Origin of the sequence: Candidatus Vallotiella sp. (ex Adelges kitamiensis) (genome assembly GCF_020342435.1) — a bacterium.
Classification (GTDB): domain Bacteria; phylum Pseudomonadota; class Gammaproteobacteria; order Burkholderiales; family Burkholderiaceae; genus Mycetohabitans.
In genome coordinates this window covers 207,535-230,330 of record NZ_CP080504.1, presented here as the reverse complement: position 1 = coordinate 230,330, position 22,796 = coordinate 207,535, and the positions used below count along the sequence as shown (strand labels likewise).

General features: G+C 44.4%; 18 protein-coding genes. 10 read left to right on the top strand and 8 right to left on the bottom strand.

Translation table 11 applies throughout. The features are described 5' to 3' along the window. Window positions 1-54: 54 nt before the first annotated feature. The 3 genes from ileS to coaBC are packed head-to-tail and all read left to right on the top strand — an operon-like array spanning window position 55 to window position 4,680. Entirely contained in the window at window positions 55-2,892 is a 2,838-nt protein-coding gene (gene ileS / locus K0T93_RS00940; RefSeq protein WP_225721747.1) for an isoleucine--tRNA ligase, read from the top strand. After that, window positions 2,893-3,399, top strand: coding sequence for a signal peptidase II (lspA, locus tag K0T93_RS00935; protein WP_225721545.1), 507 nt, complete (start codon window positions 2,893-2,895; stop codon window positions 3,397-3,399). 57 nt (window positions 3,400-3,456) lie between these two features. Next, window positions 3,457-4,680, top strand: a complete 1,224-nt coding sequence (coaBC, locus tag K0T93_RS00930) for a bifunctional phosphopantothenoylcysteine decarboxylase/phosphopantothenate--cysteine ligase CoaBC (RefSeq protein WP_225721544.1) — start codon at window positions 3,457-3,459, stop codon at window positions 4,678-4,680. Between the two features lie 725 nt (window positions 4,681-5,405). Here coaBC and icd read toward each other — a convergent pair. The 3 genes from icd to xseA form a co-directional block, all read right to left on the bottom strand. Beyond that, window positions 5,406-6,659 (bottom strand): NADP-dependent isocitrate dehydrogenase, encoded by a 1,254-nt coding sequence (gene icd, locus K0T93_RS00925; RefSeq protein WP_225721543.1) that lies wholly within the window; start codon window positions 6,657-6,659, stop codon window positions 5,406-5,408. 793 nt (window positions 6,660-7,452) lie between these two features. After that, a complete protein-coding gene (locus K0T93_RS00920) occupies window positions 7,453-8,037 on the bottom strand; it encodes a superoxide dismutase (RefSeq protein WP_225721542.1) in 585 nt (194 codons plus the stop codon). A gap of 230 nt (window positions 8,038-8,267) precedes the next feature. Next, entirely contained in the window at window positions 8,268-9,644 is a 1,377-nt protein-coding gene (gene xseA, locus K0T93_RS00915) for an exodeoxyribonuclease VII large subunit (RefSeq protein WP_225721541.1), read from the bottom strand. 355 nt (window positions 9,645-9,999) lie between these two features. Here xseA and lpxK point away from each other — a divergent pair, with 355 nt between their 5' ends. From lpxK to adk, 4 genes are all read left to right on the top strand, one after another. Continuing rightward, the gene (gene lpxK, locus K0T93_RS00910; protein ID WP_225721540.1) at window positions 10,000-11,031 is read left to right on the top strand and encodes a tetraacyldisaccharide 4'-kinase; all 1,032 of its coding nucleotides are present in this window, start codon (window positions 10,000-10,002) and stop codon (window positions 11,029-11,031) included. Next, a complete protein-coding gene (locus tag K0T93_RS00905) occupies window positions 11,012-11,206 on the top strand; it encodes a Trm112 family protein (RefSeq protein ID WP_225721539.1) in 195 nt (64 codons plus the stop codon). Before lpxK ends, K0T93_RS00905 begins: the two co-directional genes overlap by 20 nt. Before the next feature lie 4 nt (window positions 11,207-11,210). Continuing rightward, window positions 11,211-12,023, top strand: a complete 813-nt coding sequence (gene kdsB, locus K0T93_RS00900; protein WP_225721746.1) for a 3-deoxy-manno-octulosonate cytidylyltransferase — start codon at window positions 11,211-11,213, stop codon at window positions 12,021-12,023. 197 nt (window positions 12,024-12,220) lie between these two features. Beyond that, window positions 12,221-12,892 (top strand): adenylate kinase, encoded by a 672-nt coding sequence (gene adk, locus K0T93_RS00895; RefSeq protein ID WP_225721538.1) that lies wholly within the window; start codon window positions 12,221-12,223, stop codon window positions 12,890-12,892. A 554-nt stretch (window positions 12,893-13,446) separates the two neighbouring features. Here the strand turns inward: adk and murJ are convergent. After that, window positions 13,447-14,997, bottom strand: coding sequence for a murein biosynthesis integral membrane protein MurJ (gene murJ / locus K0T93_RS00890; RefSeq protein ID WP_225721537.1), 1,551 nt, complete (start codon window positions 14,995-14,997; stop codon window positions 13,447-13,449). A 328-nt stretch (window positions 14,998-15,325) separates the two neighbouring features. Here murJ and rpsT point away from each other — a divergent pair, with 328 nt between their 5' ends. After that, entirely contained in the window at window positions 15,326-15,601 is a 276-nt protein-coding gene (gene rpsT / locus K0T93_RS00885; protein WP_225721536.1) for a 30S ribosomal protein S20, read from the top strand. A gap of 143 nt (window positions 15,602-15,744) precedes the next feature. Here the strand turns inward: rpsT and K0T93_RS00880 are convergent, their stop codons facing one another. Further along, window positions 15,745-16,095, bottom strand: a complete 351-nt coding sequence (locus tag K0T93_RS00880; RefSeq protein WP_225721535.1) for a DUF3579 domain-containing protein — start codon at window positions 16,093-16,095, stop codon at window positions 15,745-15,747. Window positions 16,096-16,474: 379 nt separating this feature from the next. Between K0T93_RS00880 and argF the strand changes: the two genes are divergently transcribed. Next, window positions 16,475-17,407 (top strand): ornithine carbamoyltransferase, encoded by a 933-nt coding sequence (gene argF / locus K0T93_RS00875; RefSeq protein ID WP_225721534.1) that lies wholly within the window; start codon window positions 16,475-16,477, stop codon window positions 17,405-17,407. A gap of 157 nt (window positions 17,408-17,564) precedes the next feature. Here the strand turns inward: argF and murB are convergent, their stop codons facing one another. The 3 genes from murB to xerD all read right to left on the bottom strand — a co-directional run bounded on the left by murB (window position 17,565) and on the right by xerD (window position 21,260). Then, the gene (gene murB, locus K0T93_RS00870) at window positions 17,565-18,578 is read right to left on the bottom strand and encodes a UDP-N-acetylmuramate dehydrogenase (RefSeq protein ID WP_225721533.1); all 1,014 of its coding nucleotides are present in this window, start codon (window positions 18,576-18,578) and stop codon (window positions 17,565-17,567) included. Window positions 18,579-18,967: 389 nt separating this feature from the next. Further along, the gene (gene plsY / locus K0T93_RS00865) at window positions 18,968-19,597 is read right to left on the bottom strand and encodes a glycerol-3-phosphate 1-O-acyltransferase PlsY (RefSeq protein WP_225721532.1); all 630 of its coding nucleotides are present in this window, start codon (window positions 19,595-19,597) and stop codon (window positions 18,968-18,970) included. Between the two features lie 736 nt (window positions 19,598-20,333). Further along, a complete protein-coding gene (gene xerD, locus K0T93_RS00860; protein ID WP_225721531.1) occupies window positions 20,334-21,260 on the bottom strand; it encodes a site-specific tyrosine recombinase XerD in 927 nt (308 codons plus the stop codon). 863 nt (window positions 21,261-22,123) lie between these two features. Between xerD and tsaE the strand changes: the two genes are divergently transcribed. Continuing rightward, complete coding sequence (gene tsaE, locus K0T93_RS00855) at window positions 22,124-22,648, top strand: tRNA (adenosine(37)-N6)-threonylcarbamoyltransferase complex ATPase subunit type 1 TsaE (RefSeq protein ID WP_320412665.1); 525 nt, start codon at window positions 22,124-22,126, stop codon at window positions 22,646-22,648. Window positions 22,649-22,796 lie beyond the last annotated feature (148 nt).

Sequence of the window (22,796 nt, the reverse complement as noted above, 5' to 3'; positions counted from 1 at the left end):
CTAGTGCAGTCGGCACAAGTAATTAGTGACAGCCAACCTTCTACTATCTCACACATAAGTGATATGAAAACCAATTCTAATCAGCCTTCTAAGTACCCCATTAACCTACTCAAGACGTCATTCCCAATGCGCGGGGATCTGCCTAGGCGCGAACCGCAATGGGTCCGAGAATGGCAACAAAATAAGGTCTACGAGGCCATTCGAGAGGCTAGCCGAGGACGACCGAAATTCGTACTACATGATGGCCCACCCTATGCAAACGGCGATATTCATATCGGACACGCAGTCAATAAAATTCTGAAAGATATAATTGTCAAGGCGCGTAATATGGCTGGCTTTGACGCAGATTATGTACCTGGATGGGATTGTCATGGTATGCCAATTGAAATCCAGATTGAGAAGCGCTTTAGCAAGTTACTACCAGTTGATCAGATGCAACGTAACGCTAGACAGTACGCTATTGAGCAGATTCAGTGCCAAAAAGCCGATTTTCTACGGCTTGGATTGATCGGCAATTGGGACAATCCCTATTACACTATGAACTTTAAGAACGAGGCGAACGAAATCCGGGCGTTCGCAAGTATCTTCAAGAAAGGCTACGTTTTCTGCGGTCTAAAACCGGTAAATTGGTGCTTTGACTGCGGTTCGGCACTGGCAGAGGCAGAAGTCGAATATAAGGACCGCGTCGATATCGCAGTGGACGTCGCATTTCCATTTTTCGAATCGACGAAAATCGCCGAGGCGTTTGGTATGCCATCATTGCGGGACGCTGATGGCGCAATCGTGATCTGGACAACTACGCCGTGGACTATTCCAGCGAATCAAGCGCTGAGTGTGAACCCAAAGCTATCATACAGCCTTGTAGATACATGCCGCGGATTTTTAATCCTTGCTTCTAACCGCGTTGAACTCTGCCTAACCACATATGGCTTGGATGGCACCGTGCTCGCGTCGGCACCGGGTGCTGTACTAGGTGATATCTGCTTTTATCATCCCCTTGCCAATCTTCACCCGGGATATAAGCGTACAGCACCAGTCTATTTTAGCGACCATGTAACTATTAATTCTGGTACCGGTGTCGTACATTTATCGCCAGCCTATGGCATCGAGGATTTCGAGTCGTGTAAAGCATATGGCATTGATGATGCATCTATTCTAGGCCCGGTAATGGGCGATGGCCACTATAATGAATCATTACCATTATTCGGTGGCCTGTCAATTTGGGATGCGAACCTAAAAATCGTTGACGCCCTACGCCATTCCGGTTCTTTAGTCCATACAAACTATTACGCTCATAGCTATATGCACTGCTGGCGGCATAAGACGCCGATTATCTATCGCGCCACGACGCAATGGTTTGCTGGAATGGACCTGACGCCTATTAGTGGGGGTAAGACTCTGCGCGAAACTGCGCTTAATGGTATCGAGTCGACAGAGTTCTATCCAGCTTGGGGTAAGCAGCGACTACATAATATGATCACACATCGACCCGACTGGACGCTATCGCGACAACGCCAATGGGGAGTACCAATAGCTTTCTTTATCCATAAAAAGACTGGTCAGTTACATCCTCGCACGCTGGAATTACTTGAACAAATTGCACAACTTGTTGAGCAACATGGTATTGAGGCATGGCAATCACTCGATGCGCGAGAGTTGCTTGGCGATGATGCTGATCTGTATGCAAAAAATTGTGACACGCTAGATGTGTGGTTCGACTCCGGAACGACGCACTGGCATGTGTTACGAGGCTCGCACGCTGAACAGCTGCAGTGGCCTGCTGATTTATACCTTGAGGGTTCAGATCAGCATCGTGGGTGGTTTCATTCGTCTCTACTTACTAGTTCGATGCTTGATGGCCGTCCCCCCTACAAGGCTTTGTTGACGCACGGCTTTACAGTCGACCGGCAAGGTCGGAAGATGTCAAAATCTGTTGGTAATGTCATTACGCCACAAGAAGTTTCTAATAAACTTGGTGCCGAAATTATTCGTCTTTGGGTAGCATCAACCGACTATTTTAGGGAACTATCAATCTCTGATGAAATTCTAAAGCGTGTGCTTGAAAGCTATCGCCGAATTCGAAACACATTAAGATTCTTGCTGGCAAATTTATCAGATTTTGACTCAAACCGACATGTGGTACTGTCTGAGAACTGGCTTGAAATTGACCGTTATATACTTGCACAAGCCTCAGTACTGCAAGAAGAAGTAATTGATTACTATAACACGTACGAGCTTCACCAAGTGGTGACTAAATTACAGACTTTTTGCTCAGAAGACCTCGGCAGCTTCTATCTTGATATACTCAAAGATCGGTTATATACATCAGCAGTTAACTCGCATGCGCGCCGAAGCGCACAGTCGGCGCTATACCATATTACGCATGGGTTACTAAGGCTAATCGCACCTTTTCTGTCGTTCACTGCAGAGGAAGCATGGAAAATTTTCCAGCCGGGACACACAACAATCTTTACTGAAACGTACTATATTTATCCTACGCTAGTAGATAGCACAGCATTATTAAATAAATGGGCGCTTATCCGTCAATCTCGAAATAATGTCATTAAAGAACTTGAAACCGCGCGGCAGGCCGGCCTAATTGGCTCGTCACTGCAGGCTGAAGTCGAGATTCATGCGCATGGCGCACGCTATAACATCCTCTCAAGCCTTGGTAGTGACTTGAAATTCGTTTTAATAACATCTGCGGCACGTCTAAATAGGGTTAATAGCGAAGCTGATGAGGCAATCAACGTGCTTATGTCCCGGCATCTAAAGTGTGAGCGCTGCTGGCATTACTGTGAGGAAGTAGGAAAAAACACTGAACATCCAACCCTGTGTGAACGTTGCATGGCGAACTTATTTGGAGAGGGAGAACACCGGAGTATGTCATAAATGATGAGAACTTTATCTCGAAAATATACATGCCTGACAACGCTTACGCCATATCTAATCATATCGCTTATTGCAGTTCTGATTGATCAATCATCTAAAATTGTGATGTCGCACCTATTCGCGTACGGTAACCCGTATCCTATTACGTCATGCTTTAATCTTCTACTGATCTACAACAATGGTGGAGCGTTCAGTTTTCTGTCGACAGCTGGTGGATGGCAACGCTGGGTATTCACTGCATTAAGCACTGTCTCTGTGATAGCAATCACCTACTTGCTTAAGAAGCATAGTGAACACAAACTGTTTTGCACAGCCCTAGCCCTAATTCTAGGTGGTGCTCTTGGCAATGTTATTGACCGGATAATATACGGCTATGTAATTGATTTTATTGATTTTCATATTCGAAATTGGCATTGGCCTGTATTCAATATTGCCGACAGTAGCATCACGAATGGTGCTGTACTACTGGTGCTTGATGAACTAAGGCGCGTGCATGCTGCGCCTTGAAAACTCAGACTGAAAGACAATTCAAGCTTGGGCATACGCAATAGTGGGAGGAAAAATATGAATCTTGCGGGCAAACAGCTGTTGCTTGGACTAACAGGCAGCATCGCTTGCTACAAGTCAGCTGAACTTACACGCTTACTAACGCAAGCTGGCGTCACGGTTCAAGTAACAATGACAGAAGCCGCTACGCAATTCATTACGCCGGCTACAATGCAGGCACTCTCTGGCAATCCAGTCTATATTAGACTATGCGACACGCGAATAGATAGCAACATGCTACATATTGATTTGTCTCGCCGCGTGGATGCGATCGTAATCGCGCCCGCATCAGCTGACTTCATCGCTAAGCTAGCCCATGGGCTATGCAACGATCTATTATCTACACTAGTCATAGCTCGCGACTGTCCATTGTTAGTCGTGCCAGCAATGAATAGCCAAATGTGGCAAAACTCAGTAACACAACGCAATATCGCTCAATTGCATGCAGACGGTATTATGGTGCTTGGCCCAGATACTGGCCTGCAAGCATGTGGTGAGATCGGAAATGGCCGTATGATTGAACCCGAAACAGTGTATGAAGAAATTATCGCTCTTTTTCAGCCGAAGAAACTTGCAGGGCAACGGGTATTAATCACAGCGGGCTCTACTTTCGAGCCTATTGATCCGGTCCGAGGTATTACTAATCGTTCTAGCGGAAAAATGGGATTCGCGCTAGCCCGTGCCGCAGCTCAAGCTGGTGCACGGGTACATCTTATTTCTGGCTTGGTTACTCTTTTCAAGACTCCATGGGGCACTAGCCGAGAGAATGTACAGACAGCACAGCAAATGTATGACGCGGTCATGGAGTCCGTTTATGATACCGATATTTTTATCTCTGTTGCTGCGGTTGCTGATTGGCGTGCTGTCCAGGTATCTGAGCATAAAATAAAGAAAACTGCTGGTCAACTTCCACCACCGATGTACTTTATCGAGAACCCGGATATTCTTGCCAGTGTTGCTGCATTGCCTGCGCCCCCCTACTGTGTTGGTTTCGCGGCGGAAAGTAGTGAGCTTAGGATGAACGGTGAAGCGAAGAGGCGGCGCAAAAACGTTCCACTGCTTATCGGTAACCTAGGACCAAAAACATTTGGAAAGGATGGAAATGAAGTCGTACTATTCGACGCAGACGGTTCCACACCTTTACCTCGGGCTGACAAACAATCACTCGCACGTACCTTGGTCGATGAGATTGCCCGGCGCGTACTAGGCAGTTCTACGCCTCTCAGCTCGTCCGGCCTATAATAAGGTCATCTAATCTTATAGACTCGACTATCTTCTCAATATCAATACAATGTCGGTGACAACTACTTTCCTTGATATGTAACCCGCCCTAAAGAGCAGGTTACATATCAAGCGGAACATTGCGTCTAGCTTGTAATCTTATATATCTGAGGTGGGTCTCTCTTGAAGGAATTAAGTAAATAATGATGCGATAATAGCGCACTGTAGTTCTATTTAGTTACATAAGACGCCTCAGATTATCTGCAATTTTCAATATATACAAAACTGAAAAAAATTTTTAAAGCTGTTTTGATAGTTCAGCCCCGCTTCGGAAACCGATTTTTAATACATATAGCACTGCCTGTATAATCATCTATTGCACGACAGAAAATATTGAGAAAACCTAGGTCTGATTTAAGAACAGACCACCTCAATGCAAGCTATAAATAATCAGGTTATAGCTGAATTGCATACATGAATCGTAGCTAAGCGAGTAGCATGCGCACGCTGGTCTAGCGCTTGCGTTACTGCGAGTATACGTGTTTTACGTCTAGTCTGGCTAGGTATCGAGGTTTTATTGATATAAATACTAATAATGCTGATTTTTCACATAAAAGCTAATGCTAATAATTAGCGCTACAAACAACCGATAGCACTGTACCCGGCCTGATAAAATATAAAACATATCGCCTATAATATAGGCGCACTACGCCTTAATATGAAACGCTGGTTCGTTCAAAGTTTCGTTACATATTTTCAATTAATACCTGCCCGAAACCAGAGCATGAGACCTGCATCGCACCTTTCATTAAACGCGCGAAGTCATATGTAACGCGCTTTTGTATGATCGATTTTTCCATCGCGGAAATAATTATGTCAGCCGCATCGATCCAACCTAGATGGCGCAGCATCATTTCGGCTGACAAGATTTCTGAACTCGGATTCACGTAGTTCTTTCTAGCATATTTCGGGGCTGTCCCGTGAGTCGCCTCAAACATCGCGATCGAATCTGATAGGTTCGCGCCTGGCGCACTACCAATACCCCCGACCTGCGCTGCTAATGCATCCGAGATATAATCTCCGTTCAAATTCAGTGTTGCGATTACATCGTATTCGGATGGACGTAGTAGTATCTGCTGTAGAAACGCATCAGCGATTACATCTTTAATCTGGATCTCAGAACCACTCTTTAGGTTTTTGATCTTCATCCATGGACCATCTCCAATGAGCACCGCGCCGAACTCCTTTTTAGCAAGCGCATAGCCATAATTTCGGAACGCGCCCTCAGTAAACTTCATGATATTGCCTTTATGTACAAACGTAAGCGACTTTCGATTATTGTCTAGTACATATTGAATAGCCTTGCGCACCAGTCTCTCCGTGCCTTCTCGCGACACTGGCTTGATGCCAATCCCTGATGTTTCTGGAAAACGGATCTTCTGGACACCCATTTCCTCACGAAGAAATTGGATCACTTTCTTCGCCTGCTCGGACTCTCCAGCCCATTCTATACCTGCATAGATATCTTCTGAGTTCTCCCGAAAAATTACCATATTAATTTTTTCGGGTTCACATACTGGTGAAGGCGCGCCCCGAAAGTACCGCACTGGACGCAGGCACACATATAAATCTAATTTCTGACGCAGCGCTACGTTTAGAGAGCGGATGCCGCCGCTAACCGGCGTAGTTAATGGCCCCTTGATCGAGACGACATACTCTCTTAGGATCTGCAGTGTTTCTTCCGGTAACCATATATCAGGTCCGTAGACCTTAGTTGCTTTTTCACCAGCGAAGACTTCCATCCAGGAGATCTTTTTCCGTTTGCTATAAGCTTTCTTAACCGCTGCATCGACTACCTGAATCATTACTGGCGTAATATCAAAACCAATACCATCGCCTTCAATGTACGGAATTACTAGTTGATCTGGGACGTTAAGTGAGAAGTCTTGATTAACGATAATTTTCTCACCAGCTGGAACCTTGATATGCTGATATAGCATGTTCGACTCTTATAATATGTGCAGACTAAAGTGTACTACGCATTAACATACCTATCCCTGCGTTGACTCCTAGGCTAGGATGGCTTACGGTGGCTTCACTAAAGATTCACGGCCCCTCCCTCTAAATCGAAGAGTTACTTCAGCACACAGACAGCTACAACTTATATACAACATAAAACTAGATTTAATACTATGCGCTCGCATTTCTCTATTTTCATCAGGATAAATTCAATGTCTACGTAACCCTGTTGATATAAATCGACAATGCCTAATCTTTCTTGGGAGAATATAATAAAGATAGAAAGAGACTACTGTTGCTTACTTATAACGGTGAGCTGCGTCTAATGTTCCCCAGCCTATAAGCTATTTATAGCTAAGCTCTCCCGCCTATAACAAACTATCGCTGAAACAAGTTCAACCCTAGCTTTTTATGGACGCAGACCTATGACTACGCAGACTAGCTCGGCCTAGCGTTTAGTTGGGGTGCGTACTGTCGTGCCCAACGCAACAAAATAGCACTTACCCGCTTCTGGCGGGGTTTTTTAGGTTAGTCTCTTCTAAATATTGCTTGCCAGTGTCTGGTTTATTTACACTTAAAAAACCAAATTAACCAAACCGTTTAGTACCCTATTTTTTCTCTAAATGCTGCTCGATATATACTCCAGTACTATCAAAAATAAAGATATGCTTCTACTCTTAATAATTTATATATCTTAGTATCGACTAGGATGGTGTATAGCTTTGTAAGAGCGACGTTGATAGCACCCCTGGGCGGCAATATTATAAGAGAGCGTCACACGCTAAAGTTCTTGGTAGCAAAATTCCAATTAACAACTTCCCAGAATACCTCGATAAACTTCGGGCGCGCATTACGATAGTCAATGTAATACGCATGTTCCCAGACATCTAGTGTCAGTAACGGTGTTATATTATCCGTCAACGGTGTAGCAGCATTACTAGTTGAGATAATGTCAAGCGAGCAATCAAGCTTCTTTACAAGCCAGGTCCATCCGGATCCAAACGTACTGACTGCTATCTTTGTGAAAGCTTTTTTAAATGCATCATATGAACCCCACTGCGCGTTAATAGCGTTACCAAGCTTTCCAATCGGCGCTCCACCACCCTGCGGAGAAAGACTATTCCAGAAGAATGTATGGTTCCAAACTTGCGCTGCATTATTAAAAATACTGCCCGTTGATTTCTGAACAATTTCTTCTAAGGACAGGCTTTCAAACTCTGTACCCGGGATCAGATTGTTAAGGTTCGTCACATAGGCCCGATGGTGTTTGCCATAGTGAAATTCTAGCGTCTCCTCTGAGATATGCGGAGTCAGAGCGTTCTTTTGGAACGGCAGGGGAGGTAGCGTATGTTGTGCCATAGTGAAAATTTCCTTGGTAAGAGATTATGAATAGATATGTTTCTACTAATTATCGGTTTAGATGAGCTCGAATAATCTCACAAATCATTGTCTTTTTATATGCAGTATTTCTTTTCTTGTATCTATAAACGAGTGTTAATTGCAAGTAATTAACACTAATATTGACGTCGATGCAAAAAAACGATGCTTGTATGCTGCTGATCTTCTAATTATATTACCCACGTATCACTCTAGAATTCATCATTCAGACGAAGCTGCATGTGCGTGACACTAAGATCGAGACTACCCTGCGCAAGATACACTGTCACTCGTTGACCTGGCTTAAGCGCGTTCGGCGTGCGCACCGCCGAGCCACTATGTAGATCAATTAACGCTGCATAACCCCGCTCTAGAGTGCGTCGCGGACTGAGTAACTCGGTACGAGCGGCCAGTTCATATACTTGCGCACTTCGACGATCATTCTGCCTGCGCAGTGCGACGCTTAAGCTCTGCTTAAGCCACTGTATACGTTCGGATGCTCGGTCTATATCTGGACGACCGAACTGCCATCGCAATAGAATCATTGTTAGTCGCGCGCGAGCATCGCGCGCTGGCCGTGCTCCAGCTAAACATAAGCGCAGAGATACTTGCCTCAGGTGCTGAAGCTGCCTAGCAATCCTCTCAGCAGGACTCACGAGACGGTATACAAGTGAGTCTAAGTATTGAGCGCGGCGCTCCATCATTCGCCCGAACTCGCGCACCAGAGCCGCGTGTCGATTAACTAATTCATGCAGCAATGTAGTACGTTGTGCACTAACTAGCTCCGCCGCTGCTGTCGGCGTTGGCGCACGGATATCAGCCGCGAAGTCTGCAATTGTGAAATCGGTTTCGTGCCCGACTCCAGACACGATCGGTAATGCACTAGAAGAAATTGCCCGCGCGAGCGATTCGTCATTAAAAGCCCATAAATCCTCAATCGAACCTCCACCGCGGCACAAGATTAGCACATCAACTTCAGAGCGGCGGTTAGCTATGCTAATTATTTCCGCGATACACGAAGACGCCTCAGCGCCTTGTACCTGTGTTGGGTAGATGATGATCGGCACATGAGGCGCACGCCGTTTAAGCGTAATTAATACGTCGTGTAGCGATGCCGCCTGCGGCGACGTGACAATTCCAATAGTCCGTGGGTGCGACGGTAGCGCACGTTTCCCCTCATCGGTGAATAGACCTTCCGACTCAAGCTGAGTTTTCAGTTTCAGAAAAGCTTCGTATAGCTGACCCTGCCCAGTGTGTCGAACCGATTCGACATTTAGTTGTAACTCGCCTCGTGGCTCGTAGATCGCGATTATGGCACGAACTTCAATCTGATCTCCTTCGCGAGGTATCAGCTGTACATATTGAGCGCGTCCGCGGAACATTACACAACGTATCTGTGCATAATCGTCTTTAATAGAGAAATACCAATGGCCGCTAGCTGCTCGCGTAAAGTTTGAGACTTCGCCTGAGATCCAGGTAAGCGAAAACGTACGCCCTAGTATATTACCGATCGCGTGGTTCAAAGCAGACACAGGAATCACCGTATCACGGTTAACAAAAGGAATTGAGGAGGAAAGTTCTACTGTCATAAGAATAATAAAGAGTTCCCTACTTCGCTTGACACGAGAGAGCGGCGCTATCCGTGCGTCCGCTTCATCGGTTTTTTTAAACTTTTCGCATATTCCAGTCTGCTGAAAGTCGCCGAAAACTTTTTCGCGTGATAATCCCCACCAACACAGCCCTTGATTTTCCTGGGGAATTATCCATGTAAATGGAGATGGTATATCAGCATTTATCTCATTTTAGAAAAATAGGATCTAGGGTCTCTTAACAGTATGGTGCCTGATACGGTTAGGCTGTTATTACACTATCTAAGCTATTATAAAGAGTTGAGGCCAGCTATGCTGGCGCTCGACACCCGCACTCTATCTTCGCTCTATTGTTATGTCTATGCTACTGCATCGCGTTATTATTGCTCATATCAGGTATATGTTCTCGCGCGAATGGCAGCGCCGTGGCGTGCTTGCTTACATGCTATGGCCCTTTTCTAAATTGTTTTACGGCGTCTCTGCACTTCGCCGGCTTATGTATACTCACAGCTGGCGCAAGTCGCATCATATCAGCGTGCCAATTTTGGTGGTAGGCAATGTAACGGTTGGGGGCACTGGCAAGACGCCAACCGTAATTGCACTTATTGATGCATTACGCAATGCGGCGTTTACGCCGGGTGTAGTATCGCGAGGTTATGGTGCACGAATCGTGCAGCCTATCGAGGTCAGCCCTACGTCGACACCTGCGTTGACAGGCGATGAATCTCTATTAATTTTCCGACGAACTGGTGTGCCTGTGTGGGTCTGCCCCGATCGCGTTGCGGCAGCTCGTGCATTGGTGCAAGCTCATCGTGAAGTGGATGTCATCATCAGCGATGACGGCTTGCAGCATTATCAGCTAGCGCGTGACATCGAACTGGTAGTCTTCGACTACCGGCTAGCTGGCAATGGGTTTTTATTGCCAGCTGGACCCCTACGAGAACCGTTGAGTCGTACCCGAGATGCGACGCTGATCAATAACTCTCATCAGCTTAGTTTACCACCATGGCCATCGACCTTTACACTGACGTTGCAGCCTACCGACGCATGGCATTTGGATAATCCGAATCTACGCCGACCGCTAGCTCAGTTTGCTGGCAAGCGCGTTCTAGCTGCCGCTGGAATCGGCGCACCAGAGCGTTTTTTTAAAACACTTCGTTCAAGCGGCCTCGCGCCTGAAACACGCGCGCTACCTGACCATTATGCTTTTAATGAGAATCCATTCATAACTGATATAGCTGACGCAATCCTCATTACTGAAAAGGATGCGGTAAAATGCAAATATTGGCGTGATCCACGCCTATGGGCAGTACCTGTCAACGCCATACTTGATCCTCGTCTAATTACACTTGTTGTGGAGAAACTTCGTGGATGCTCGCCTGCTTGAAATACTTGTCTGCCCGCTATGTAAGGGATTTTTATACCATAATCGTAGCGCCCAGGAACTAATTTGTCATACTGATAAGCTTGCATACCCGATCCGAAACGGCATTCCAGTAATGCTAATTGATGAAGCACGTCATATAGTTGAAGGTGCACCAGTTAATCCTGACAGCGATTGAGATGATGCATACCGAAGTTCCATTTATTGTTATCGTTCCGGCTCGTCTCGCATCTACTCGTTTGCCTCAAAAACCGCTAGCCGAGCTAGCTCGTAAGCCTATGGTAGTGCACGTAGCCGAGCGAGCCCTCGCCTCAGGCGCAAGCCGCGTACTAATTGCCACCGACGCTGAAGTTGTAATTCATGCGTGTCGGGCCCACGGTATTGAGGCACTGCTCACTCGAACTGATCATCTGACCGGCACTGATCGACTAGCTGAAGTGGTTGAAGCCTGTAGATTTCCAGACGATACGCTAATAGTTAATGTGCAGGGCGATGAACCTCTAATCGAACCACATCTGATCGCGAGTGTTGCTGCGCACCTAGCTGCTCATCAGGATTGTGCAATTGCTACTGCGGCTCATCCTATTGTTGAGCTAGCAGAGGTTTTTAATCCAAATATTGTAAAGGTGGTCCTTGACGCCCGCGGCATCGCATTATATTTTTCTCGTGCGCCAATTCCATGGTCACATGATGTGTATCGGCAGAGATGGAATTCAGAGAGCAATACTTCACCCGAGATTAACAGCACTCGGTCACTTGCGCTAAACACTACGGTAATATACCGCCATATCGGCTTATATGCATATCGCGCTAACTTCCTGAGAGGCTATCCTAAGCTTACACAGGCGCCTATCGAAATTACTGAGGCCCTCGAGCAACTACGAGCGATATGGCATGGAGAAAGGATCGCGGTGTTGATTACATCACAAGCGTCTGCCCCCGGGGTCGACACGCCAGCAGACTTAGAGCGAGTTCGCGCGATGCTCGATATATAAATAAAGGGTTATATCCACATGGCATAGTTGAAAGTTTATACTGCGCACTCTAATAGAAATAAATAGAATGGGCAGTATGTATAATATTTATTAGCGACAAATCGTCTAAAGCGAATGTTAAATTATAGCAAGTTAGATTAGCGTTCAATATTAATAAGTCGCCCGCGAATTTACAAGCCATCTCGGAGATAATTACTATGCGTTTAATCCTGTTAGGCGCCCCCGGGGCGGGCAAGGGCACCCAGGCAAACTTCATCAAGGACGAGTTTTCCATTCCAAAAATCTCAACCGGCGATATGTTACGCGAAGCCGTAAAATCCGGAACAGCGCTTGGCATCGAAGCCAAGCGCTATATGGACGCAGGTGATCTTGTTCCAGATGCGCTAACTATCGAACTTGTTAAAGAAAGGCTAGAGCAAGAAGATTGTAAGAATGGCTATCTATTCGACGGCTTTCCGAGAACGATCCCTCAGGCTGATGCAATGAAGAAAGCTGGCGTAGAGATTAACTATGTACTGGAAATTAACGTACCATTCAACGAGATTATTGAACGCATGAGTGGGCGGCGCACGCATCCAGCATCTGGACGCACCTATCATATTAAATTTAACCCACCAGAGTTTGACTGGATCGATGATGTAACCGGCGAACCTCTTATTCAACGCAATGACGATAAAAAAGAAACAGTCTGTAAGCGCCTAGAAGTCTATCTTATACAAACGTACCCATTAATTAACTACTATATGCAATGGGCGCAGCGAGGTGCTGAGAATGGGCTAAGTCCCCCAAGGTACAGAAAAATATCTGGGCGCGGCTCAGTTTATGAGATCCGAAAAAATGTGTTTGACGTTCTAAAGTCATTAGCATAGAGCGTGTGTTACCCAACACACAACGAATCCGAGATTACCATAATCTTTTAGCCATGCAGCGGAAACTCATAAAAGGTTAAAAAAAGTAGCGATGTTAGAAGAAAACAATTGCAGATTCATATACAGATCCACTAAACTTTTATCGTAAAAAGTAGTGCCATAGGTTTCTCGAAGGCAAGAAAAACTCCAGAGTAACGTGCAATAAAAAACCAATATCTCCAAATAAAGTTCTGATTCAGGCGCAAAGTGAAGCGCAAAATAATGCTCAGCACTACAATCACCCAGTTATTTTCCAGCTCTATCAGTGAAATGCTGAATTGCAGCTAAATAGATACTAACTCTCGCTATCATTTAATGAGCTGCCGAAATAGCTTCAACTTATACAAAATTCACACGACTACTTTTCTACTACGCTTTCCAAGCATAGTAACTCGTTCTATAGCGTGTTAGCGATTTATCGATCTAATTCTTGCCTAAAGATAAATTGATCAGCTCGCTTATTCGCAGCTCTAGTATCAAATAAAATCAAGCCTCAAGAAAGCATCATAAATCCGTTATTTCACGTAGCGATAAAAGTATGCATACTTAAAGCCCGTCAGAAATAATATCGCAAAATATAGTATTGCAAGTATAACTAGCGTCACCCCTAATGCAGCAATACGCATGCCCGGATAATGCCCTAATGCCACCCAATCAACCAACCCGGTAAACCAGTACATCGCGCCAGCAAGCATTAGGCACGCGCTAATTAATTGCAGAAAAAACACGCCCCATCCAGCTGATGGTATATAGATTGAACGCCGACGCAAGCCCGTAAACAGTAGTAGTGCATTTACGCATGCACCAATACTAATACTCAGTGATAGGCCCGCATGTGCAAAATAGGGCACAAATACGATATTACACAATTGTGTGATGCCTGCTACTATTAATGCAATTTTTACCGGTGTTTTGATGTCCTGTTTAGCATAGAAACCGGGCGCAAGGATCTTAGTCAGGATCAACCCAAGCAACCCTACCCCATAAGCAGCTAAAGCACGCGATACCATTACAACGTCATAGCCAGAAAACCGTCCGTAATTAAACAATGTAGCCGTTAAAGGTTTTGCATAGACAAATAATGCAACAGCACTAGGAGCGGCTAGTAGAAACGTAAGCCGTAAACCCCAATCGAGCAGCGCTGAGTACTCTTCTGCGTTGGCATCTACATGTGCTTTAGATAAATTAGGTAATAAAATTGTTCCGATCGCACCACCTAGCAACGCTGTTGGGAACTCCATTAGTCGATCTGCGTAAGATAACCACGATACGCTACCTGGCAATAGGTGCGAAGCAATATTGGTATTAACAATCAGAGATAGCTGGGCGACCGATACCGCGAAACTGGCTGGCATCATTTTTAACAAAACACGCTTAATTCCGGGGTGGGCTAATGCTTGGGCCAGATTAGGCCTAATCTGCGGCATCATTTCAACTCGTTTTAGACCCAGAAGTTGAATGAGTAGCTGCAGAACACCGCCAGCTAACACCGCAAGAGCAAGCGCATAGATTGGAGTCTCCAAGCGCGGTGCGATAACTAACGTTCCAAAAATGAAGCTAACATTAAGAAGGACAGGCGAAAATGCCGGAAGCGAAAAATTCTGATAAGTATTTAAGACGCTAGATGCTAGCGAAGTCAGCGAGATCAATAAGATGTACGGAAACATAATCCGAGTCATCGTTACCGAAAGTGCAAATATCTGATCATTATGATTCAACCCTGATGCAACCACCCATACAACAAATCCAGAGCCAACAATTCCTAGAGTCGAAAAGACGACTAAAACCCAAGCCAATACAATGCCGGTCGCATTAACTAATGCGCGCGTCGCATCATGCCCCTTCTGACTCTTAAACTCCGCTAGAATCGGCACAAATGCCTGCGAAAACGCGCCCTCAGCAGAAAGCCGGCGCAGTAGATTCGGAATACGGAACGCGACATTGAACGCATCAGTATACAAGCTAGCGCCAAAAATGCGGGCAATCAATACTTCGCGCGCTAATCCGGTAATCCTGGAAAGCAGAGTAAAGGTGGTAACAGTAAAAAGAGTGCGGAGTAGATTCATACAGCAACATTATAACGGGGGAGATCTTGTGTTAACAGAAACGATTAGGCTATGCTGCAGTAGCCTTTTTTGATAAGGGGAGCAAGCATAGTACTTATCCCAGAGGCGGGGCGGTTCTCTATTAATAGAGTTCTGTAGCGATAGCAAATAACCGTTGTCTTACCTATTACTACTGCAGCCGAGAAGCTGACTATATTTTTCTACCTTACGAAAAAAAGAAGTGTCGATTGCGACTTTTTTATTTTAATGATATGATGATTTTTAATCAAAAATACAATGAGTGTGCGTTTTATGCTCAAATTTCGTTGTAAACAGGATAAAAACCGTCATGGCTAACTCCACGCAAGCGCGCAAGCGTGCTCGTCAGGCCGCGAAAGCCAATTCACACAATTCTGCGCTGCGCTCAAAAATGCGTACTGCAATTAAGGTTGTGCGTAAAGCAATTCACTCTGGCGACAAGGCAAGAGCTGCCGAGGTATTAAGGCAATCATCTAAGACACTAGATATCATAGCCGATAAGAAGATCATCCATAAAAACAAGGCCGCTCGCCACAAGAGCCGCCTAACCGCTGCTATAAAAGGTTTAGCGCAATCTACAGCGTAATCATTTAATTAGTCACATTAAAAGCATAAAGTAAGAAAATACAGTTAAGTAAAACTCAATGGTTAAATTAACGTAATACCAACACTCTCTAATCTAGCTAAGCAACAAGCTAGTCCCCTAAAATTGCTCAGCAGTATAGAGCCCTAATCCCCTCTTCGTATAGGTAAGGCTTGATGCGCTGGATGTTCTGTCGGCAGTTCACAAGCTTCAGTCATCAATAGATCGTTGTCTCGCGCGAATTTCATAACGAAATCGAAAGCCATAGGCTCAATGTCACGCAGTCGAGAATCGACAATCACCGTCTTAATATCACCGAGCATAACAGGTCGGACATATAGCGAATACTTTAACTTTGCGTTGGGTCCTGTTGCGCCTGGGCCAAACGAAGATAGCACACCACATAGCCGCTCTGACCAGTCACTCGGCCGAAACTTTTTTCCACTCTTAGTAATTCCTTGAATGAAATACTCGGTTGAGGATAATGAGTCGCCCATGTGGAACACCCCGAAAGACAACCCCGACGATACCCGGAGATTTTACAGCACACGGGCGTGTTCCCCACGACCCACTGCCGGGCGACACCTTAATGGTGAACTCGCCGAGAAACTTACTTATTATAGCTGATACGTTTCCTCACTGTGGTGCGCTACGACGCGTGAGATGCTTAATCTAAAGTTTTTATAATTCTCATATCATATCTTTGATATCTAATAATAGACTAAACAATTATCGTACCAAACTAGCAGTTATAGTGGCATACAGACAGGTGACTCGTCAAAGACAACAAAATCCTTTATGCTGCGTGATGTTTATTAACATAGCAAATGGCAGCGCTTTATGATCGACTAGCGCTAGTCAGCTATATTTGTTTTTATGACCTCTACTAAGACAATTCGCCACTACCTGCGGTTCCAAGATTTTTCTGCTGAAGATTATGACTACGTACTAGAGCGTAGTCGAATTCTGAAACAGAAGTTTAAAAACTACGAAACTTACCACCCGTTACACGATCGTACGCTAGCTATGATCTTTGAGAAAAACTCGACGCGTACGCGACTCTCGTTCGAGGCTGGTATTTTCCAACTGGGTGGTCACGCCGTTTTTATGAACACGCGCGATACTCAATTAGGTCGGGGTGAACCAATCGAGGACGCTGCACAGGTTATATCAAGAATGGTTGATATCATTATGATTCGAACATTCGGGCAGGACATATTACGTCGCTTTGCAGAGAATTCACGAGTTCCAGTTATCAATGGACTGACTAATGAGTACCATCCGTGCCAGGTTCTAGCTGACGTCTTTACATTCCATGAGCATCGAGGGCCGATTCGTGGAAAAACTGTCGCCTGGGTAGGTGATGCGAATAATATGGCCTACACATGGATTGAAGCAGCACATATCCTCGGTTTTAAACTTCGTGTGTCAACACCGCCTGGATATAGACTTAATCATGCATCGATTGACCCCAAACATTTAACCTCAGTTGAGGAAACGGATGATCCGTGCGCTACTTGCGAGGGTGCTCACTTAATTACGACCGATGTCTGGACTAGTATGGGTTTCGAACAAGAAAATGATATACGTAAAGTTGCATTTTCAGATTGGTGTGTCGATGCGAAACTAATGGCACTTGCGCAGCCCGACGCGCTATTTATGCATTGTCTACCTACACATCGTGGAGAGGAAGTAAGTGCTGATGTTATTGATGGTCAACAGAGCGTGGTATGGGATGAAGCTGAAAACCGACTGCATGTACAAAAAGCGTTAATAGAATTTTTAATGCTTGGTCGCCTGAATTATTAAATTTTAATATTGACTGAGTGTCATAACGGCAAATAAGTAGTTAAACTGCACTGTTTCAGTGCGTTGTATGCATAAATTTACTGTGCAAATATATACAGCGTCGCATAGCTTACGCTAATATTGTAGGCATATTAGAATCGGTTTTTGAATTCAAGATTCAGACGACAAGCGGTTCTATGTCTAGTTCCACACCGAAGCGCTGTCTAACATCGGCTCGAATTACTTGCGCTAGTTCTAACACTTGTTCTCCGGTTGCGCCGCCACGATTGACTAGCACAAGAGCCTGGCTTTTATGTACAGCAGCTCCGCCGATTGAGCGCTCTTTCCATCCGCATTGATCAATCATCCAGCCGGCAGATAACTTTACACGACTATCGCATTGTGCATAGAAGACGATATCCGGTTCTTTTGCCTGCAGAGCTGCAAAATACTCAGCACTGACAATTGGATTTTTAAAAAAGCTTCCCACGTTCCCTAAGACTGCAGGATCAGGTAGCTTTTCACGGCGGATCGCAGTAACCACATCAAAAATTTGTTGTGCTGTCGGCTCGCTAATCTTATTCATAGCAAGCCGACTTGTAATATCCGCATATGAATCGCGTGCATACCACCGCTTTGGCAAACGAAATATAACAGACAAAATAATCAGCTGTCCGCGGGCCGCATTCTTAAATATGCTATCACGATATCCGAATGCGCATTCTTGCACATTAAGCTCTACGATACGCCCATCGATCATATCAAATGCACGCAAGCGTTCAAAGCGCTCAACAAGTTCGAGGCCGTATGCACCAATATTTTGTACTGGAGCAGCACCAACAGTACCAGGGATCAATGCAAGATTTTCTAATCCAGGCATACCTTGTTGCAGCGTCCAGTATACAAAGTCGTGCCATCGTTCACCTGCAGCGCCCTCGACGATATAAGCGTCGTCAGTCTGCGAGACAATACGCTTTCCACGCAAATCAATAACAAGAGCCAAACCATCAAAGTCGCGAGTAAATACGATATTGCTACCCGCGCCAAGCACTATACGCGGCATACTAGCTATACATTTATCAGTGCGTAGCTTAGCAAGAGCAGTTTCTGAGCGAATTAGACCACCTATTCTTGCGTGCACGTCAAAGCCAAATGCATTGTAATTTCGCAGGGCATAATCCGCCTGCAGCATATTAGACTCTAGGTTAGAGTTAATTAGTTTAGAATATCGTAAAGCGTATTGTAATATAGGAGCTTTAATCTCAGCTAGTACGAACTAATGTTTTTCTAAATTTCAGGCAATCAATAAATTAAGAGAATTTACCACGGAGTTCTCTATAATTATCTAGTATAGCTTAATAGGCATCACAGTACGTGTGTATCTTAGTGCTTAAACTAATAAAAAATTTTTTACTATAACTATTTTATATAGGTACTATATTAACGTGGTTAATTTCTAGAATTTAGTAAAGCAGCTGAATAATAAAATATTAACCAATATTAGCTCGATTCTAAAAAATCGGTAGACAGCGCGCTTGATTTCAATAGCTTCTAGGATTAAGAGCGTGCTGCTTAATAGCCTTAGCTATTACTACTTCCATGGAACATGCCTTCCTTATTGCCAATCCGGCTTTCCCGTCTGGCTAATAGGTTACTAATATTCATGCGGTGCCGCCATACCAGCAATATGCCCATTAAAATAATGGCTACGGCGATCGGGTTGCAGCCAAATATAAATAGGTAAAACAATGGCGTGAACAACGCCGAAATGAGTGCGGATAATGATGAGTAGCGAAACAAAACAGTAATAATGATCCATATAGAGACAGTCGCTATGCCGAGCACTGGTTCAATCCCGAACAGTACGCCAGCTGCAGTAGCCGCACCCTTACCGCCTTTGAAACAGAAAAACACAGGATACAAATGGCCGAGGAATACAGAGATTGATGCTAATGCTACCGAGAATGCGTCAAGCCGGCATGCGGCGCTGATATGCTTTACAAGCCATACGGTGAGCCACCCTTTACAAGCATCACCCAATAGAGTCAAAAGTGCTGCTATCTTTTTGCCGCTTCGTAGCACATTAGTTGCACCCGGGTTTTTCGATCCATAGGTACGGGGGTCAGATAGCCCCATTGTCGTGCTGACTACCAATGCGAACGGTATTGAACCAATTAGGTACGCAATAATAGTAAAAAGTGAATTAGCCATAGAGAAGATATGAAGCTTGTTTAGAGTACATTTTTACTCAAAATTAGCTGAACTTAGATCCTTGTCAACTTACCACGCTAACATATCAAAATATTTTACTGAAGATATCGCGTTACTTACTATATATTAGGATATTTATCCTAAACCTACCACTATACTGGGATAGTAAACATCATTGTAATAAAAATTACGAGATACTTTTGTTATTCAACTGATAGCTAATAATTCATAGTTGCTATATTTTTAGCACTAGCTAGTGCTAGCGAAAACAAAAAAGACTGAATCTCGACTTCAACAGGTTAAGTTATATGTCTTAAAAACTTGAATTCTAATAGCTAGATTTTTCTAATAAAATAGTCTACAAATAGTAAGTATCACTTCTATACTCCACTGCTTTTAAAACAGCAAAGGCGTGCAGATAAACGTAGAATTAATTAAGCCTGTCTTTCTGTTTTAGCTTCTAGTGAGTAGTTCAAGACTTTTAAGATATTTTGAATATTTGACTTCAATATGGTTTCTCCAATGAAATTTGGAGACATGCAATTACTCAACACTTTAATCACTAGTTGATGCATATTTTACGATATAGCGAAATATCAGACCTCTAAATCTCAATAGAGTATCTTGATATAACGTCAATTAAGCAAAATTTTAACTTGTTGGTATTATAAACCCATGTATTCCGCGTATATAGGCAGTACAAAGCTCATCGTGAACAGAGCTTTCATTATGGCACTCATCTACGCGGATGATGTATTTCATGCAGTGCTTTAAGATACTCGCGTGCGACATGGGTATAGATCTGAGTCGTTGAAATATCACTGTGTCCGAGCAATATTTGTACTACGCGCAGATCCGCGCCATGATTGAGAAGATGCGTGGCAAACGCATGCCGCAAAGTGTGCGGCGATAGTGGTATATAAATATTAGCGCGTAACGTATATCGTTTAATAATATTCCAGAATTGCTGACGGGTCATTCCACTTCCGCGCGCTGTTACAAAAAAAACCTCGGTACTACGAGTACCAAGAAGCACTGCACGCACTTCGCATAGATATCGCTCTATCCAACATTGGGCTTCGTCGCCAAAAGGAACCAAACGCTCTTTTGCGCCCTTACCCATCACACGTACTATACCCTCGTTCAACCCGACTTCAACTGTCTTGAGCATAACTAACTCCGATACACGTAACCCACTCGCGTACATCAGCTCCAACATCGCACGATCACGCAATCCAAGTAACGTATTAAGATCTGGTGTAGCTAACAAAGATTCAACTTGCGCTTCATTAAGGACGGACGGAAAATAGGGTGGCTGTTGAGCTGAACGGATATGCAATGTCGGATTAACCGCGATATGCTGCTCACGCAGCACCCATGCGAAGTATCGCCGAAATACTGATAAGCGTCGATTCGCAGAACTGGCCTTACTATTGCTGCGTGCCGCCATATATTCACGCAAATCAGACTCGCGCGTCGTATCGAGTACGCGCTTATGCGTTACCGAGAGCCAATTGCAATACAGCGACAAGTCGCGTCGATATGCATCTAGCGTATTACTGGACAACCCATACTCAAGCCATTGCGCGTCGCAGAACGCATCGATTGCTTGCTCGCTTATATTGCGATGTGTGTTTAGTGCGCTGTTTTTTATGTTATTCATGCCTATAACTCACTTCTGTGGTAGCAGATGCTATGCTTCACAAGCAGAAAACGCTTAATGTTACAAAACCGTTGCGCGCATGATATACAAAGCTAGCGAAACTGCTAAGGAGGTGTCTAGATCTCGCTTGCTCTAATTAAATATTACGTGCGGTCTAAGATATTGTACATATCGAAGACCATGAAGACTTTACCCAGGGTATGCGATCCCGAAATTTCTATGTTCATGTACATACGCAAGCATTCGTGATAGTTAGCTTTGCGCATTAGCAAGAAAAAATGTTTACGAAAACTCAATCAAAAAATAACAAACTAGACTTGTTTTAGAGAAGACATATATTTTTTATCTTTCATATCTAATTGTCTATACTAGGGTAACCCCTAGTACTCTCACTAAGTTGGTAGGGTCCACTAACCTAGCTGGATTCATCAGAGTCGATTTATCCGGCTAATTGTTGTAGATACTAACTGTATCGCCTTATAGTAGCTTATTATTAATAACAATAAATTGAGAACAGTGCACCGTCTTGAATTGACTTAAAATGCTCACGCATGATACATGCGTAGGTCTGCTGGCAAGTAATTACAGTAATTTATGCCTTAATATATTTAGAGTCTAAATTGGACGGTGGAACACGCTTAATGCGATTTATAACAAAATAATTTACCTCTCTACGAGAGAGACACTCCTTCACTGAGAAGGCACCATAATTCAGAATAAGATAAATCAGTATTATGGCTGCTAATTGGTACTAAAACGCGCTTTGTTCATCTATTCAAGCACACGATGTGCTTGCACCGAGAGTGCATCTTTGTTAAAGGTCACACAGTAAATCCTAATATCTTGCTTCTCGCAGCATAACAATGCGACATATAAAAGTCTTACCTTGTATATTGATGGAACGCGTATTCGTGCTAGCGGATGAGCGTGCGACCCATACTTTCGGATCAAAGCTTGCTATAGCACTTATAACGGCAATGCGTGCTGTGACAACGCATGGTATTCAGGTACACTTATCTGGTGACCTCGGTTCCGGTAAGACGACTCTAGTACGTGCGATACTGTGGGCATTAGGGTACACGCAATACGTGCGTAGCCCAACTTATACACTTGTTGAACCCTACATTATAGGGAATGTCGATGGTGTACCTCTATTAGTTTATCATTTCGACCTATACCGTTTTGTGTATCCGTCAGAATGGGAAGACATGGGTTTTCGTGAATACTACGATACCCAAGCACTGCACCTAATCGAATGGCCGGAGCGGGCTAGCGGTATGCTAGGCCTACCAGACTTACAGTTTGTTCTAGAGGTTCAAGGAGAAAGCCGAAAGCTGACTGCGCGAGCTTACAGCGAAACTGGGAAAGCATGTCTTGCACCATGCTAACTAAATCGGTCTACTCGTTGCATCCGTTTTTACGGTATCCCGAAACCTCGAGATTTTGAGCATAGGTAGATTAGTGCGTTTCCTAGCGCTCATACTAGGTACATCAATTTCAATGCTGTGAATATACACACTTCTAGCAGAAGTGTAT

What these genes read in the sequence shown, in the direction of transcription:
- lspA (WP_225721545.1), top strand. Translation starts at nt 2,893, where the DNA reads ATGATGAGAACTTTATCTCGAAAATATACATGCCTGACAACGCTTACG.
- coaBC (WP_225721544.1), top strand. Translation starts at nt 3,457, where the DNA reads ATGAATCTTGCGGGCAAACAGCTGTTGCTTGGACTAACAGGCAGCATC.
- icd (WP_225721543.1), bottom strand. Translation starts at nt 6,659, where the DNA reads ATGCTATATCAGCATATCAAGGTTCCAGCTGGTGAGAAAATTATCGTT.
- K0T93_RS00920 (WP_225721542.1), bottom strand. Translation starts at nt 8,037, where the DNA reads ATGGCACAACATACGCTACCTCCCCTGCCGTTCCAAAAGAACGCTCTG.
- xseA (WP_225721541.1), bottom strand. Translation starts at nt 9,644, where the DNA reads ATGACAGTAGAACTTTCCTCCTCAATTCCTTTTGTTAACCGTGATACG.
- lpxK (WP_225721540.1), top strand. Translation starts at nt 10,000, where the DNA reads ATGTCTATGCTACTGCATCGCGTTATTATTGCTCATATCAGGTATATG.
- kdsB (WP_225721746.1), top strand. Translation starts at nt 11,211, where the DNA reads ATGCATACCGAAGTTCCATTTATTGTTATCGTTCCGGCTCGTCTCGCA.
- adk (WP_225721538.1), top strand. Translation starts at nt 12,221, where the DNA reads ATGCGTTTAATCCTGTTAGGCGCCCCCGGGGCGGGCAAGGGCACCCAG.
- murJ (WP_225721537.1), bottom strand. Translation starts at nt 14,997, where the DNA reads ATGAATCTACTCCGCACTCTTTTTACTGTTACCACCTTTACTCTGCTT.
- rpsT (WP_225721536.1), top strand. Translation starts at nt 15,326, where the DNA reads ATGGCTAACTCCACGCAAGCGCGCAAGCGTGCTCGTCAGGCCGCGAAA.
- K0T93_RS00880 (WP_225721535.1), bottom strand. Translation starts at nt 16,095, where the DNA reads ATGGGCGACTCATTATCCTCAACCGAGTATTTCATTCAAGGAATTACT.
- argF (WP_225721534.1), top strand. Translation starts at nt 16,475, where the DNA reads ATGACCTCTACTAAGACAATTCGCCACTACCTGCGGTTCCAAGATTTT.
- murB (WP_225721533.1), bottom strand. Translation starts at nt 18,578, where the DNA reads ATGCTGCAGGCGGATTATGCCCTGCGAAATTACAATGCATTTGGCTTT.
- plsY (WP_225721532.1), bottom strand. Translation starts at nt 19,597, where the DNA reads ATGGCTAATTCACTTTTTACTATTATTGCGTACCTAATTGGTTCAATA.
- xerD (WP_225721531.1), bottom strand. Translation starts at nt 21,260, where the DNA reads ATGAATAACATAAAAAACAGCGCACTAAACACACATCGCAATATAAGC.
- tsaE (WP_320412665.1), top strand. Translation starts at nt 22,124, where the DNA reads ATGCGACATATAAAAGTCTTACCTTGTATATTGATGGAACGCGTATTC.